The sequence below is a fragment of the Pseudomonas sp. R3-18-08 genome (genome assembly GCF_003852065.1).
Taxonomy (GTDB): Bacteria; Pseudomonadota; Gammaproteobacteria; order Pseudomonadales; family Pseudomonadaceae; genus Aquipseudomonas.
This window is the reverse complement of sequence record NZ_CP027729.1, coordinates 4,856,084-4,870,899: the sequence shown is the minus strand read 5'-3', so window position 1 is coordinate 4,870,899 and position 14,816 is coordinate 4,856,084. Positions and strand designations below refer to the sequence as shown.

Genomic DNA, 14,816 nt, shown 5'->3' with positions numbered 1-14,816 from the left:
CAATGGTCTTTCAGTTATCGGCTGATCTCGCGACCAGTTGTGATAATCATAACGATTCTCATTTGAGAGTCAACAACATTCCTCTACTTTTCTCAAAAAGCCTGCAAAGCGGCGGACTTACATCTTCTGGCGCGTTGAGAGCGCCTCCAACTGACGGTTCAACGCCTCTTTGCGCTCTGTGGGAATGTCGTTCCAATGCACGTCCATCAACGCGCCTTCAATCGCATACAGCAACACTTTTGATGCCCGGAACCCGCGAGTTCGCACGGCTCGATAAGCATCGACCGCGCCCAGGCGGCGCAGGTCGGACGCGCTGTGGATGCCCGCCGCATGCAGCCACTGCGCCGACGTCTTGCCAAGATTCTTCAGGTGTTGCAGCTCATCGTTCATCAAGCCTCCTTGCGACGGCCGAATGGTTCGGTGGGTATCGTGACCAGGCAAGCCTGAAAATGAGTGTAGCGCTCAGTAGGAAAAGCGTGATTCTTTGGTCGAGAACGGCTGAAAAGCTTATAAGAATGACGCTGCATGTCAGGCACGGGAAAGCGCCCGGCAAGCTTGAAGCGCAGCCGGGAGCCGGAGCCTTGAGGTTATTTGGTGCGGTAACGCAGGCGGGTACCGAAATTTACTGACATCAGGATTTCGTCAGCCGTCAGGTCGGGTGAGAAGTAAGTACCGGAAATCTGCGCATGGGCCAGGCTGGCACCTTCCAATGAGCATTCGCGTAAATCCAGCCCGCGCAGGTCGGCGGAGCGGAAATAGGCATCGGTAAAGTCGATACCCGCAGCGTTCAGCTCGCGCAGGTCCAACCCTCGGAAGTCGCCGCCGCGCATGTCGATAACCCCGCTTTCGGGGCGCTCCTGATTAAAGCCCCGGATGTCGTCCTTGTGCAGGAGCGCGTAGAGCGGGGTATCAAGAAGCTTGGGCTGACTCATGACGGCGACTCCTGTTGGTATTATGGCGCCATTATAGTGCCACTATTACAGGGTCGTGCGCCAACCGTAGACGACACGACCAAGAAATATTTCTTACAGGCCGGGCAGGCGTTGACGAATATGCGCCACCAACGCATCGAGAGTCCCGCTTTCATTGGTCTCGACGCGTTTACTCAACAGCAGCTCTTGAGCGGTCAGCGGGTCACGACTGGCGTTTTGTTCTTCAATAACCAGTAACGTTGCGTCGGATGGATCGTTTTTATCTGCCTGACGTTGTGCCAGCCAACTGGCGATGACGGCCTGGGGCGCGTTGCAATCCAGAATCAGGAACGGGGCGCCGGTGGCTTCGGCAACCCGGGCCGCCGCGTCACGTTGTGCGCGTTTGAGGAAGGTGGCATCCAGCACCACCGGGAAACCGGCGCGCAGCACGGTGTCGGCGATTTCATTCAGGCGCGTGTACGTCGCAGCACTGGCGTCATCGCTATAGATGCCGGCTTGCGGGGTGTTTTCCACCTGCTGCTCGCCAAACAGGCGCTTGCGTTCCACATCCGAACGCAGGCGGACAGCGCCTAAGGCCTCGACCAGGCGCATGGCCACATGGCTTTTGCCCACAGCTGAAACCCCGTGGGTGATGGCCAGGAAGCGCGACGGAATCGTGCTGTAGCTTTCCGCCAGATTGGCATAGTTGCGGTACTGGCGCAGGGTAGTGGCGCGTTGCACCGGGTCGGCTTCGCTCGGCATGCTGAACAGCGCAACTTTCGCCCGCACCAGTGCGCGATAAGCCTTGTAGAAATTCAGCAGCTCAAGGCCCTGATAATCGCCGGTCAGTTCCAGGTACTGGCTGATAAACCGGCGTGCCAGGCATTTGAGGCCACGGTCTTCCAGGTCCATCGCCAGGAATGCGGTGTCGGCGTACACGTCGGTGAAGCGGAACGGCTCGTTGAATTCGATGCAGTCGAAGATCACTACATGGCCATCGATCAGCGTCGCATTACCCAGGTGGATATCACCATGGCATTCACGGGTGAAACCGTTGAGCTTGCGCTGCTCCAGCAATGGCTTGAGGCGTTCGAAGCTGCTTTGCGCCCAGGCTTGCAGGGCTTCCAGTTGAATGAGGTCGGCCTTGTCACTCAGGAAAGGGCGGATCTGTTCGAAGTTCTGGCGGACCGGTGCCATCACTTCTTCCGGAGTGCCGGCCGGGTGCTCTTGCGCGACTTTGGGCGCGTTGAGGTGGAAGTGCGCAATCTGCCTGGCCATTTCGTCTATGTGCGCGCTGGTGAGTTCGCCGTTGGCTTGCAAGGTGCTCAGCATCTGGCTTTGCGGGAACTGACGCATTTTCAGCGCGTACTCGATCACCGGGCCGTCGCCCGCCAATTGCGGTGCGTCGGCGGTGCCGGTAATTGGCAACACTTCAAGATACAAATCTTCGGTCAGGCGCTGGTTGAGGCGCAGTTCTTCTTTGCAGAAATGGCCGCGCTTTTCCAGGTCGGTGAAATCGAGGAAGCCGAAGTTCATCGGTTTCTTCAGTTTATAAGCATAGGGACCGGTCAGGATCACCCAGGAAATATGGGTTTCAATGACTTGAAACGCTTCCACTGGATGCGGATACAAAGCCGGGTTTTGCAGGGCGGCAATCAGGGACTGGCTCACGGGCGATCCTTCAAAGTCTGGGAGAAATCATGGCAAGCATTATGGCCGCTACGGGCGGTGGTGCAAACCGCTGTCCGGCTCATGTTGATCATCAATAAAGTGCGTATAATCCGCCGCCATGACTCGAACCCGATCTCCCCGTTCCCGTAAAAAACCTCCTTCGCGCAGCCTGCGCCCGTGGCTGGGCTGGGCGCTCAAGCTCGGCCTGGTTGGCCTTGTGGCGCTCGCCGGCGTGGCGGTGTATCTCGACGCCGTGGTCCAGGAGAAATTCTCCGGCAAGCGCTGGACCATCCCGGCCAAGGTGTACGCACGCCCGCTGGAATTGTTCGCCGGCCAGAAGTTGAGCAAGGAGGACTTCCTCACCGAACTCGATGCGCTGGGCTATCGCCGCGAACCCGTGAGCAACGGCCCGGGCGCGGCGGCCGTCAGCGGCAATACCGTCGACCTGAACACCCGCGGCTTCCAGTTCTACGAAGGCCTGGAAAAAGCCCAGCCGGTACGCGTGCGTTTTTCCGGCGATTACGTGGCTGAGTTGTCGTCGCTCAACGGCGCCAAGCTGCCAGTGGTACGCCTTGAGCCGCTGATGATCGGCGGTATCTACCCGAAGAATCTTGAAGACCGGATCCTGATCAAGCTCGATCAGGCGCCGCCGTACCTGTTGGAAACCCTGGTAGCAGTAGAAGACCGCGACTTCTACAGCCACTGGGGCGTCTCGCCCAAATCGATTGCCCGCGCGGTGTGGGTCAATACTTCCGGCGGCAAGATGACCCAGGGCGGCAGCACGCTCACCCAGCAATTGGTGAAGAATTTCTACCTGACCAATGAGCGCAGCCTCACCCGCAAGCTCACCGAAGCCATGATGGCAATGCTGCTGGAATTGCATTACAGCAAGCAGGAAATCCTTGAGGCGTATCTCAACGAAGTCTTCGTCGGCCAGGATGGTCAGCGCGCGGTGCACGGTTTCGGCCTGGCCAGCCAGTTCTTCTTCGGGCAGCCATTGTCGGAATTGAAACTGCATCAGGTTGCGTTGCTGGTGGGGATGGTCAAGGGACCGTCCTATTACAACCCGCGTCGCAACCCTGAGCGTGCGCTCGAGCGCCGCAACCTGGTACTCGATGTATTGGAGCAGCAGGGCGTCGCCACGGCCGAGCAGGTCGCGGCCGCGAAGAAAATGCCGCTGGGTGTCACCACCCGCGGCAAGCTGGCAGATAGCTCATTCCCCGGCTTTATCGACCTGGTCAAACGCCAACTGCGCGAAGACTATCGCGACGAAGACTTGACCGAGGAAGGCCTGCGAATCTTCACCAGCTTCGACCCCATCCTGCAGATGAAAGCCGAAGCGTCGGTCAATGACACCTTCAAGCGCCTGACAGGCCGCAAAGGCTCCGATGAAGTAGAAGCCGCGATGGTGGTGACCAACCCGGAAACCGGCGAGGTCCAGGCCATGATCGGTAGCCGTCAGGCCAGCTTCGCCGGGTTCAACCGCGCGCTGGATGCCGTGCGCCCGATCGGCTCGCTGGTCAAGCCGGCGGTGTACCTGACCGCCCTGGAAAAACCGAGCAAGTACACACTGACCAGCTGGCTGTCGGATGACCCGCTGTCGATCAAAGGCGCCGATGGCCAGGTGTGGACGCCAAAGAACTTCGACCGCCGCTCGCACGGCACCGTGTTCCTGTATCAGGGGCTGGCGCATTCCTACAACATCTCGACATCGCGCCTGGGGCTGGAAGTGGGTGTGCCGAATGTGCTGAAAACCCTGGCGCGACTGGGTATCGAGCGCGAGTTCCCGGCGTTCCCCTCGATGTTGCTGGGTGCGGCGGCCATGAGCCCGATGGAAGTGGCCACCATGTACCAGACCTTGGCCAACGGTGGCTTCAATACGCCGATGCGCGGTATTCGCAGCGTGCTGACCGCCGAGGGCGAACCGCTCAAGCGCTACCCGTTCCAGATCCAGCAACGTTTCGACGCGGGCTCCATCTACCTGATCCAGAACGCCATGCAGCGCGTGATGCGTGAAGGTACCGGGCGCTCGGTCTACAGCGTGCTGCCGTCGAACCTGACGCTGGCGGGCAAGACCGGCACCAGTAACGATTCGCGCGACAGTTGGTTCGCAGGTTTTGGCCAGGACGTATTGGCCGTGGTGTGGCTGGGCCGTGACGACAATGGCAAGACGCCGTTCACCGGTGCGACCGGCGCGCTGCAGGTCTGGACCAGCTTCATGCGCAAGGCAGACCCGTTGCCACTCAACATGCCGCAGCCGGACAATATCGTGCAGGCCTGGATTGATCCGCACACCGGCCAAGGTTCGGATGCCAACTGCCCGGGAGCGGTGCAGATGCCGTATATTCGCGGCAGCGAGCCACCAGCCGGTGCCGCATGCGGGGGCAGCGCCCCTGCTGACGCGGACTCGGTGATGGATTGGGTCAAGGGCTGGATGAATTAAGCAAAGAGGGTTTCAAGTGAACAAGTTGTGGATTCCAGCGATTACCGTTCTGGCTTTGCTCGGCGGTTGCTCCAGCGTGCAACGCGGCTCGATTCCGGTGGTGGATTCGAGTACCAACGTCTCCAATAATGACCGGATTTCGGCCAATGGCGGGTTTCGTCAAACCGTGACCAACCGCCCGGCACAGGCCAAGCCTCAGGCAATGCCACAGGATTCGGGCGTGGTGGTGATGGTGCCTGGCAGTGGCGCTGCAACCGCGGCCCCGATCAGCGCCGAACCCTGGACACCAGGCCCAGGCACTTCGGCGCCGATCGATTCCACGCCGATTCAGACGGCGCCGGTCAACCAGGGCACTTACACCATGCCATCGACGCCGAGCGGTATTCCTTCGTCGTCCAGTGCCGGCGGCCTGTCGGCTGACGAACAACTGGATGGCCCGGTACTGGCGCTGCTCACCACCGCCCAGCAACAGCAGGCCGGTGGTGATCTCAATGGCGCGTCGTCGAGCCTTGAGCGTGCTCAACGCGTTGCTCCTCGCGAACCACAAGTGTTGTATCGCCTGGCCCAGGTGCGCCTGGCCCAGGGTGATGCGCCGCAAGCCGAGCAGTTCGCTCGCCGTGGTTTGACCCTGGCCAACGGTCGCCCCGACCTGCAAGCCAGCCTGTGGGGATTGATCGGTGACGCGCGTGCCGCCCAAGGCGACGCTGCCGGCGCTGCCCAGGCTCGGGCAAAAGCCAAGGTCAGCCTCTGATGGATGGGCGGTTCCCGGCGATTGCCGAGCAGTTGTTATTGATCGAGCGAGAATTGCGCGTGCAGGGCTGGTGGGATGAAGTGCCCCCCAGTGCCGAGGCGCTCAGCAGCGTCGAGCCTTTTTCGGTCGACACATTGGATTTTCACCAATGGCTGCAATGGATATTCCTGGTACGCATGAAGCAGATCCTCGAACAGGACCTGCCTCTGCCCAATGCGTCCGGCATTCTGGAAATGGCCGAGATGGTCTACGCCGACCGTCCGCGAGAGAGCCTTGGCTTGCGTAATGCGCTGAAAAAGTTCGACCAACTGATCGCTGACGCTGGTTAATTGCCTGACTGTCGGTTTTTCCGGCAGTCTTGCGCATATTTCTACCGCTTGACGACATTCAGGCGAGTTTTATCCCTCCTCACAGGCCTTTCTTCTACGTTCTCATGCGCTTAGTTGGAAAAAAGCGCAATTATTGCTTGACTTGAAGGGCCTGAAACAGAAGAATCCAAAGTCCGCTGTATCGGGACTGCCAGAAGCAGGCCCGCTCGGCAGATCATGAGGCGCACACCCGCGCCGACCTGTAACACCCGCAACGCGTTACCTCGCGCTGGGTGGGAAAAGCCCGCAACACTTGGGACGATCCCAATACTTGCTCAGTCAGTGCTGACGTAGTCGGCGACCACCGTCGCTCATGCTCTGTTGAGAAGTAAACCTATTAAGACCCGTCGGTTTTTAACGGACGGTATTCTGGCGTTTTAGAGGTGAACAACGTGGAGCTTTTATCTGGCGGTGAGATGCTCGTCCGCTTTTTGCGTGACGAAGGCGTCGACTATATCTACGGGTACCCAGGCGGTGCTCTGCTGCATGTCTACGACGCACTGTTCAAGGAACCGGCTGTTACCCACATCCTGGTTCGCCACGAACAGGCCGCAACCCATATGGCTGACGGTTATGCCCGTGCCACCGGTAAAGCCGGCGTGGTACTGGTAACGTCCGGCCCAGGCGCAACCAATGCCATCACTGGCATCGCGACTGCTTATATGGACTCCATTCCCATGGTGATCATTTCCGGCCAGGTCGCCAGCACCATGGTCGGTACCGACGCGTTCCAGGAAACCGACATGATCGGTATCTCCCGCCCGATCGTGAAACACAGCTTCATGATCAAGCACGCGTCGGAAATTCCGGAAATCATGAAAAAGGCGTTCTACCTCGCACAATCCGGTCGCCCGGGCCCTGTCGTGGTGGATATTCCCAAGGACATGACCAACCCGGCCGAGAAATTCGAATACATTTTCCCGAAGAAAGCCAAGCTGCGCTCCTACAGCCCGGCCGTGCGTGGGCACTCCGGACAAATCCGCAAGGCGGCGGAAATGCTTCTCGCGGCCAAGCGCCCGGTGCTGTACTCCGGCGGCGGCGTGATTCTGGGGGGCGGCTCCGCACCGCTCACAGAATTGGCCAAGCTGCTCAACCTGCCGGTCACCAATACCTTGATGGGGCTTGGCGCATTCCCGGGTTCGGACCGTCAATTCGTCGGCATGCTCGGTATGCACGGCAGCTATACCGCCAACCTCGCCATGCACCACGCCGATGTGATTCTGGCGGTCGGCGCACGGTTCGATGACCGCGTGATCAACGGCGCGAGCAAGTTCTGCCCGAATGCCAAGATCATCCATATCGACATCGACCCGGCGTCCATTTCCAAGACCATCAAGGCCGACGTGCCAATCGTGGGCCCGGTGGAAAGCGTGCTGACCGAAATGGTCGCCGCGCTCAAGGACATCGGCGAAACGCCGAACAAGGAATCCGTTGCCAGCTGGTGGAAGCAGATCGACGAATGGCGCGGTGACCGCGGCCTGTTCCCGTACGACAAGGGCGACGGCAGCATCATCAAGCCACAAACCGTGATCGAAACCCTGTGCGAAGTGACCAAGGGCGACGCCTTTGTGACCTCCGACGTGGGCCAGCACCAGATGTTCGCCGCGCAGTACTACAAATTCGACAAGCCTAACCGCTGGATCAACTCCGGTGGCCTGGGCACGATGGGCTTTGGTTTTCCGGCGGCCATGGGCGTAAAGCTGAGCTTTCCGGATGCCGACGTTGCCTGTGTCACCGGTGAAGGCAGCATCCAGATGAACATCCAGGAACTGTCAACGTGCCTGCAGTACGGCCTTCCGGTGAAGATCGTCTGCCTGAACAATGGCGTGCTGGGCATGGTTCGCCAGTGGCAGGACATGAGCTACGGTAGCCGTCACTCCCATTCCTACATGGAATCGTTGCCGGATTTCGTCAAATTGGTTGAAGCCTACGGCCACGTCGGCATGCGCATCACCGATCTGAAAGATCTGAAGCCGAAGATGGAAGAAGCGTTCGCCATGAAGGACCGCCTGGTGTTCATCGATATTCAGGTGGATACCAGCGAGCACGTCTACCCGATGCAGATCAAAGACGGCTCGATGCGCGACATGTGGCTGAACAAGACGGAGCGTACCTAATCATGCGGCACATTATCTCCCTGCTTCTGGAGAACGAACCCGGCGCTCTGTCTCGTGTTGTCGGCCTGTTTTCGCAACGCAACTACAACATCGAAAGCCTGACCGTGGCCCCGACCGAAGACCCGACCCTGTCGCGCCTGACGTTGACCACCGTGGGCCACGATGAGGTGATCGAGCAGATCACCAAGAACCTCAACAAGCTGATCGAAGTGGTCAAGCTGGTCGACCTGTCGGAAAGCGCCCACATCGAGCGCGAGCTGATGCTGGTCAAGGTCAAGGCCACGGGTGCCCAGCGTGCCGAGATCAAGCGCACTACCGATATTTATCGCGGGCAGATCGTCGATGTGAGCGCCAGCGTTTATACCGTTCAACTGACCGGTACGAGCGACAAGCTGGACAGCTTCATCCAGTCGATCGGGACGGCCTCGATTCTGGAAACCGTACGCAGTGGTGTCACCGGGATTGCCCGTGGCGACAAAGTACTCAGCATCTAACCCAATTAGCGAATGGCCTTACGGCCTGGATATATAGAGGAACCTCATGAAAGTTTATTACGATAAAGATTGTGACCTGTCGATCATCCAGGGCAAGAAAGTCGCCATCATCGGTTACGGCTCCCAGGGCCACGCTCAAGCGTGCAACCTGAAAGATTCCGGCGTTGACGTCACCGTTGGCCTGCGCAAAGGCTCGGCGACCGTTGCCAAGGCTGAAGCCCACGGCCTGAAAGTGACCGACGTTGCTTCCGCTGTGGCGGCTGCCGACCTGGTCATGATCCTGACCCCGGACGAATTCCAATCCGCGCTGTACAAGAACGAAATCGAGCCGAACATCAAGAAGGGCGCCACCCTGGCCTTCTCCCACGGCTTCGCGATCCACTACAACCAAGTTGTGCCGCGCGCTGACCTCGACGTGATCATGATCGCGCCGAAGGCTCCGGGCCACACCGTACGCTCCGAGTTCGTCAAGGGCGGCGGTATCCCTGACCTGATCGCGATCTACCAGGACGCTTCGGGCAACGCCAAGAACGTTGCACTGTCCTACGCTGCCGGTGTCGGCGGTGGTCGTACCGGCATCATCGAAACCACCTTCAAGGACGAGACTGAAACCGACCTGTTCGGCGAACAAGCCGTATTGTGCGGCGGTACCGTTGAGCTGGTGAAAGCCGGTTTCGAAACCCTGGTTGAAGCTGGCTACGCGCCGGAAATGGCCTACTTCGAATGCCTGCACGAACTGAAGCTGATCGTTGACCTCATGTACGAAGGCGGTATCGCCAACATGAACTACTCGATCTCCAACAACGCCGAATACGGTGAGTACGTCACCGGCCCGGAAGTGATCAACGCCGAGTCCCGTCAGGCAATGCGCAACGCCCTGAAACGTATTCAGGACGGCGAATACGCCAAGATGTTCATCAGCGAAGGCGCGACCGGCTACCCTTCGATGACCGCCAAGCGTCGTAACAACGCCGCCCACGGTATCGAAATCATCGGCGAGCAACTGCGTTCCATGATGCCGTGGATCGGTGCCAACAAGATCGTCGACAAAGCCAAGAACTAAGTCGCACGTATCAAGGGAAAACGCGGCTTCGGCCGCGTTTTTTCGTTTGGGTAAGCGGGTTCTGGTATAAAGCTGCATCGTTTGCGGGCGAACACTCGCCGCAAGTATCTGTCGAATTTTTTTCACACCGTTGCAAGGTAAAGTCCATGAGCGAACGTCCCGAAGAGCCAAGCCAGGCTTCTGACGCCGAAAGCCTGCTGCCAATCGATGAACATGTCGAAGAAGGGCATGACGCGGAAGGCCGCAAGGTCCGGCATCGTGGCATCTATCTGCTGCCCAACCTGTTCACCACGGCGAACCTGTTTGCCGGCTTCTATTCCATCATCAACTCGATGAGTGCCCAGAGCGCATTGGCGGCGGGTGATGCCGTAAGTGCCAGCAAGTACTTCGGTTTTGCTGCCATCGCCATCTTCGTCGCCATGGTGCTTGATGGCCTGGATGGTCGTGTGGCGCGCATGACCAACACCCAAAGCGCCTTCGGTGCCGAGTACGACTCGTTGTCGGACATGGTTGCCTTTGGTGTCGCCCCGGCTTTGCTGGCGTTTGCCTGGGCGCTGGGTGACATGGGTAAGGTCGGCTGGATGGTGGCCTTCATCTATGTGGCTGGTGCGGCGTTGCGTCTGGCGCGCTTCAACACTCAGGTCGGTACTGCCGACAAGCGCTACTTCATTGGCCTGGCCAGCCCGGCTGCTGCGGGCGTAGTGGCGGGTATCGTCTGGGCGTTCAGTGACTACGGCATCCAGGGTTCGAAGATGTCGTTCCTGGTCGCCTTGATGGTTGCGGCGGCCGGCATGCTGATGGTCAGCAACATCAAGTACAACAGCTTCAAGGAGTTCGACCTCAAGGGGCGTGTGCCTTTCGTGGCTATTCTTGTGGTGGTGCTGGTGTTTGCGGTGGTGTTCAGCGACCCGCCGAGAATTCTATTGTTAGCTTTCCTGGTCTACGCCGCTTCCGGGCCGGTGCAGTACCTGCTGCATCTTCGCCGGGACAAAACATTGTCTTAATGTAATTTCCCCCATACTCCGCAGTCTATTGGTGCACCTGTCCTCCAATGCTGCGGAGTTGCCATGTTAATCAAGATCCCCAAAGCGTCCGATTGCCACGAATCGGATGTCACGCCTGAATCGTTCTACCTCTCTCGCCGCAGCTTGCTCGGTGGTGCGCTTGCCGGTATTGCCGCGAGCAGCTTGCCACGTTGGGCCAGTGCCGAAGAGGCGGCACGTTATGCCGATATCGAGCCGGGCAGGGCGCCTGACTGGTTTACGCAAAAGCTTCCAGGCACCAAGTGGCAGGCTGTGACGGTCAAGGACGAGGCCATCACGCCGTTCAAGGATGCAACCCACTACAACAACTTCTACGAGTTCGGCACAGACAAGGGCGATCCGGCGGCAAATGCGGGTTCGCTCAAGACTGAGCCCTGGAGTGTGGTGATTGATGGTGAAGTTGCGAAGCCGGGGCGCTACGCCTTGGAAGACTTTATGAAACCTTACGAATTGGAAGAGCGCATCTACCGGCTGCGTTGCGTCGAAGCGTGGTCGATGGTGATTCCCTGGATCGGCTTTCCTGTTTCCGCCTTGCTCAAGCAGGTTGAACCTACTTCAAAGGCGAAATTCATCCGCTTCGAAACGCTGCAGGACCCGAAGAGCATGCCGGGTCAGCGTTCCAGTTTCGGCTTGATCGACTGGCCTTATATAGAAGGGCTGCGTCTGGATGAGGCGATGAATCCGTTGGCGATCCTTGCCGTGGGTATGTACGGGCGGGAGCTGCCTAACCAGAACGGGGCGCCCCTGCGTTTGGTCGTGCCTTGGAAGTATGGCTTCAAGAGCGTGAAGTCGATTGTGCGGATCAGTCTTGTCAGCGAGCAACCTAAAACGACCTGGCAGAGTATTGCTGCCGATGAGTATGGGTTTTATGCGAATGTGAACCCTACGGTTGACCATCCGCGCTGGACCCAGGCACGGGAGCGTCGTCTACCGAGCGGCCTTTTCAGTCCGAACGTGCGTGAGACGCAGATGTTCAATGGCTACGCGGATGAGGTCGCTGCTCTCTATACAGGTCTCGACCTGAAGAAGAATTACTGATGCGCTATCCGATCTGGCGCATCGGCGTCTTTATAGCCGCCGCTGTCTGGCCGTTGTTCTGGCTCTATGAAGCCTGGAGTTTTGCCCTGGGGCCCGACCCGGGCAAGGTGCTGGTGGATCGCCTGGGTCTGGGCACCTTGGTTCTGTTGCTGATCACGCTCGCCATGACACCGCTGCAGAAGCTGAGCGGTTGGGCGGGGTGGATCGCAGTGCGCCGGCAGCTGGGTTTGTGGTGCTTTGCTTATGTGGTGCTGCACTTGGCGGCTTATTGCGTATTTGTCCTTGGGCTAGACTGGTCACAGCTGGGCGTGGAGTTGCGTAAGCGTCCATACATAATTGTCGGCGCCTTGGGGTTTTTGTCTCTATTGGTTTTGGCTCTGACCTCCAATCGTTACAGTCAGCGCCGGCTGGGGAGTCGCTGGAAGAAATTGCACCGCCTGGTGTACGTGATTCTAGGGCTCGGTTTGCTGCACATGCTGTGGATAGTGCGGGCTGACCTCAAGGAGTGGGCTATCTATGCGTCCATAGGTGCACTGCTTCTGTTGCTGCGCTTACCGCCAGTGATGCGTCGGATCCCGCGTCTTATTACTAAAAAAGCACCGGCAGCAACAAAAGCGTAATTAACCCTTGACGGCAGATTCTGTGCGCCTATAATTCGCCCCACTTCCGGCGCAGTCGAAACGGAAAACTCCTTGGTAAACAATGAGTTAAGTAGTTTTCGGCAGCAGGTTGCTTCAGTCCATCGAAGCCAAAAGGAAGTTGCAAAAGAGGTGTTGACAGCAGCGCGTAACGCTGTAGAATTCGCCTCCCGCTTACGAGAGATCGCAAGCGCAAGTGGTTGAAGTTGTTGAAGAATTCTTCGAAAACTTCTGAAAATAACCGCTTGACAGCAAATGAGGCTGCTGTAGAATGCGCGCCTCGGTTGAGACGAATAGCTCTTAACCAACCGCTCTTTAACAACTGAATCAAGCAATTCGTGTGGGTGCTTGTGGAGTCAGCCTGATAGTCAACAAGATTATCAGCATCACAAGTTACTCCGCGAGAAATCAAAGATGTAACCAACGATTGCTGAGCCAAGTTTAGGGTTTCTTAAAAACCCAAAGATGTTTGAACTGAAGAGTTTGATCATGGCTCAGATTGAACGCTGGCGGCAGGCCTAACACATGCAAGTCGAGCGGTAGAGAGAAGCTTGCTTCTCTTGAGAGCGGCGGACGGGTGAGTAATGCCTAGGAATCTGCCTGGTAGTGGGGGATAACGTTCGGAAACGGACGCTAATACCGCATACGTCCTACGGGAGAAAGCAGGGGACCTTCGGGCCTTGCGCTATCAGATGAGCCTAGGTCGGATTAGCTAGTTGGTGAGGTAATGGCTCACCAAGGCGACGATCCGTAACTGGTCTGAGAGGATGATCAGTCACACTGGAACTGAGACACGGTCCAGACTCCTACGGGAGGCAGCAGTGGGGAATATTGGACAATGGGCGAAAGCCTGATCCAGCCATGCCGCGTGTGTGAAGAAGGTCTTCGGATTGTAAAGCACTTTAAGTTGGGAGGAAGGGCAGTTACCTAATACGTGATTGTTTTGACGTTACCGACAGAATAAGCACCGGCTAACTCTGTGCCAGCAGCCGCGGTAATACAGAGGGTGCAAGCGTTAATCGGAATTACTGGGCGTAAAGCGCGCGTAGGTGGTTTGTTAAGTTGGATGTGAAATCCCCGGGCTCAACCTGGGAACTGCATTCAAAACTGACTGACTAGAGTGTGGTAGAGGGTGGTGGAATTTCCTGTGTAGCGGTGAAATGCGTAGATATAGGAAGGAACACCAGTGGCGAAGGCGACCACCTGGACCAACACTGACACTGAGGTGCGAAAGCGTGGGGAGCAAACAGGATTAGATACCCTGGTAGTCCACGCCGTAAACGATGTCAACTAGCCGTTGGGAGCCTTGAGCTCTTAGTGGCGCAGCTAACGCATTAAGTTGACCGCCTGGGGAGTACGGCCGCAAGGTTAAAACTCAAATGAATTGACGGGGGCCCGCACAAGCGGTGGAGCATGTGGTTTAATTCGAAGCAACGCGAAGAACCTTACCAGGCCTTGACATCCAATGAACTTTCCAGAGATGGATTGGTGCCTTCGGGAACATTGAGACAGGTGCTGCATGGCTGTCGTCAGCTCGTGTCGTGAGATGTTGGGTTAAGTCCCGTAACGAGCGCAACCCTTGTCCTTAGTTACCAGCACGTTATGGTGGGCACTCTAAGGAGACTGCCGGTGACAAACCGGAGGAAGGTGGGGATGACGTCAAGTCATCATGGCCCTTACGGCCTGGGCTACACACGTGCTACAATGGTCGGTACAGAGGGTTGCCAAGCCGCGAGGTGGAGCTAATCCCAGAAAACCGATCGTAGTCCGGATCGCAGTCTGCAACTCGACTGCGTGAAGTCGGAATCGCTAGTAATCGCGAATCAGAATGTCGCGGTGAATACGTTCCCGGGCCTTGTACACACCGCCCGTCACACCATGGGAGTGGGTTGCACCAGAAGTAGCTAGTCTAACCTTCGGGAGGACGGTTACCACGGTGTGATTCATGACTGGGGTGAAGTCGTAACAAGGTAGCCGTAGGGGAACCTGCGGCTGGATCACCTCCTTAATCGACGACATCAGCTGCTCCATAAGTTCCCACACGAATTGCTTGATTCATTGAAGAAGACGAAAAGAAGCAGCCCGAAATTGGGTCTGTAGCTCAGTTGGTTAGAGCGCACCCCTGATAAGGGTGAGGTCGGCAGTTCGAATCTGCCCAGACCCACCAATTTTGTGTGGGAAACGCCTGTAGAAATACGGGGCCATAGCTCAGCTGGGAGAGCGCCTGCCTTGCACGCAGGAGGTCAACGGTTCGATCCCGTTTGGCTCCACCACTACTG

Annotated in this window: 12 protein-coding genes, 2 tRNA genes and 1 rRNA gene; 12 read left to right on the top strand and 3 right to left on the bottom strand. The window is 57.8% G+C overall.

The window, feature by feature from the left end; all coding sequences use genetic code 11:
* Positions 1-117: 117 nt before the first annotated feature.
* From C4J92_RS22375 to C4J92_RS22365, 3 genes are all read right to left on the bottom strand, one after another.
* Positions 118-390 carry a TfoX/Sxy family protein gene (locus tag C4J92_RS22375; protein WP_124364416.1) on the bottom strand — a complete coding sequence of 91 codons (273 nt, stop codon included), beginning with the start codon at positions 388-390 and terminating at the stop codon, positions 118-120.
* A gap of 197 nt (positions 391-587) precedes the next feature.
* Positions 588-932, bottom strand: coding sequence for a pentapeptide repeat-containing protein (locus tag C4J92_RS22370; RefSeq protein ID WP_124371878.1), 345 nt, complete (start codon positions 930-932; stop codon positions 588-590).
* Positions 933-1,025: 93 nt separating this feature from the next.
* Positions 1,026-2,582, bottom strand: a complete 1,557-nt coding sequence (locus tag C4J92_RS22365) for a bifunctional aminoglycoside phosphotransferase/ATP-binding protein (protein WP_124405293.1) — start codon at positions 2,580-2,582, stop codon at positions 1,026-1,028.
* 118 nt (positions 2,583-2,700) lie between these two features.
* Between C4J92_RS22365 and mrcB the strand changes: the two genes are divergently transcribed.
* From mrcB to C4J92_RS22300, 12 genes are all read left to right on the top strand, one after another.
* Complete coding sequence (gene mrcB / locus C4J92_RS22360; protein ID WP_124368359.1) at positions 2,701-5,025, top strand: penicillin-binding protein 1B; 2,325 nt, start codon at positions 2,701-2,703, stop codon at positions 5,023-5,025.
* A gap of 16 nt (positions 5,026-5,041) precedes the next feature.
* Positions 5,042-5,776, top strand: a complete 735-nt coding sequence (locus tag C4J92_RS22355; RefSeq protein ID WP_124364412.1) for a M48 family metallopeptidase — start codon at positions 5,042-5,044, stop codon at positions 5,774-5,776.
* Positions 5,776-6,105: a YqcC family protein gene (locus tag C4J92_RS22350; protein WP_124364411.1), complete on the top strand. Its 330-nt coding sequence runs from the start codon at positions 5,776-5,778 to the stop codon at positions 6,103-6,105. The genes C4J92_RS22355 and C4J92_RS22350 overlap by 1 nt, the downstream gene beginning before the upstream one ends.
* 431 nt (positions 6,106-6,536) lie before the next feature.
* The gene (locus C4J92_RS22345) at positions 6,537-8,261 is read left to right on the top strand and encodes an acetolactate synthase 3 large subunit (protein WP_124364410.1); all 1,725 of its coding nucleotides are present in this window, start codon (positions 6,537-6,539) and stop codon (positions 8,259-8,261) included.
* 2 nt (positions 8,262-8,263) lie between these two features.
* The gene (gene ilvN, locus C4J92_RS22340) at positions 8,264-8,755 is read left to right on the top strand and encodes an acetolactate synthase small subunit (protein WP_003176102.1); all 492 of its coding nucleotides are present in this window, start codon (positions 8,264-8,266) and stop codon (positions 8,753-8,755) included.
* Positions 8,756-8,801: 46 nt separating this feature from the next.
* Positions 8,802-9,818 (top strand): ketol-acid reductoisomerase, encoded by a 1,017-nt coding sequence (ilvC, locus tag C4J92_RS22335; RefSeq protein WP_003212125.1) that lies wholly within the window; start codon positions 8,802-8,804, stop codon positions 9,816-9,818.
* Positions 9,819-9,964: 146 nt separating this feature from the next.
* Positions 9,965-10,822 (top strand): CDP-diacylglycerol--serine O-phosphatidyltransferase, encoded by an 858-nt coding sequence (gene pssA, locus C4J92_RS22330; protein ID WP_124405292.1) that lies wholly within the window; start codon positions 9,965-9,967, stop codon positions 10,820-10,822.
* Between the two features lie 63 nt (positions 10,823-10,885).
* Positions 10,886-11,899 carry a protein-methionine-sulfoxide reductase catalytic subunit MsrP gene (gene msrP, locus C4J92_RS22325; RefSeq protein WP_124405291.1) on the top strand — a complete coding sequence of 338 codons (1,014 nt, stop codon included), beginning with the start codon at positions 10,886-10,888 and terminating at the stop codon, positions 11,897-11,899.
* Positions 11,899-12,519 carry a protein-methionine-sulfoxide reductase heme-binding subunit MsrQ gene (gene msrQ, locus C4J92_RS22320; RefSeq protein WP_124405290.1) on the top strand — a complete coding sequence of 207 codons (621 nt, stop codon included), beginning with the start codon at positions 11,899-11,901 and terminating at the stop codon, positions 12,517-12,519. Before msrP ends, msrQ begins: the two co-directional genes overlap by 1 nt.
* A 489-nt stretch (positions 12,520-13,008) precedes the next feature.
* Positions 13,009-14,545, top strand: a 16S ribosomal RNA gene (locus tag C4J92_RS22310).
* A gap of 82 nt (positions 14,546-14,627) precedes the next feature.
* Positions 14,628-14,704 (top strand) — tRNA-Ile (locus tag C4J92_RS22305).
* Positions 14,705-14,734: 30 nt separating this feature from the next.
* Positions 14,735-14,810 (top strand) — tRNA-Ala (locus C4J92_RS22300).
* The last annotated feature ends 6 nt before the right edge of the window (positions 14,811-14,816 follow it).

Bases quoted from the DNA above. Each gene is read 5' to 3' on its own strand.
- C4J92_RS22375 (WP_124364416.1), bottom strand. From the start codon at position 390: ATGAACGATGAGCTGCAACACCTGAAGAATCTTGGCAAGACGTCGGCG.
- C4J92_RS22370 (WP_124371878.1), bottom strand. From the start codon at position 932: ATGAGTCAGCCCAAGCTTCTTGATACCCCGCTCTACGCGCTCCTGCAC.
- mrcB (WP_124368359.1), top strand. From the start codon at position 2,701: ATGACTCGAACCCGATCTCCCCGTTCCCGTAAAAAACCTCCTTCGCGC.
- C4J92_RS22350 (WP_124364411.1), top strand. From the start codon at position 5,776: ATGGATGGGCGGTTCCCGGCGATTGCCGAGCAGTTGTTATTGATCGAG.
- ilvN (WP_003176102.1), top strand. From the start codon at position 8,264: ATGCGGCACATTATCTCCCTGCTTCTGGAGAACGAACCCGGCGCTCTG.
- ilvC (WP_003212125.1), top strand. From the start codon at position 8,802: ATGAAAGTTTATTACGATAAAGATTGTGACCTGTCGATCATCCAGGGC.
- pssA (WP_124405292.1), top strand. From the start codon at position 9,965: ATGAGCGAACGTCCCGAAGAGCCAAGCCAGGCTTCTGACGCCGAAAGC.
- msrP (WP_124405291.1), top strand. From the start codon at position 10,886: ATGTTAATCAAGATCCCCAAAGCGTCCGATTGCCACGAATCGGATGTC.
- msrQ (WP_124405290.1), top strand. From the start codon at position 11,899: ATGCGCTATCCGATCTGGCGCATCGGCGTCTTTATAGCCGCCGCTGTC.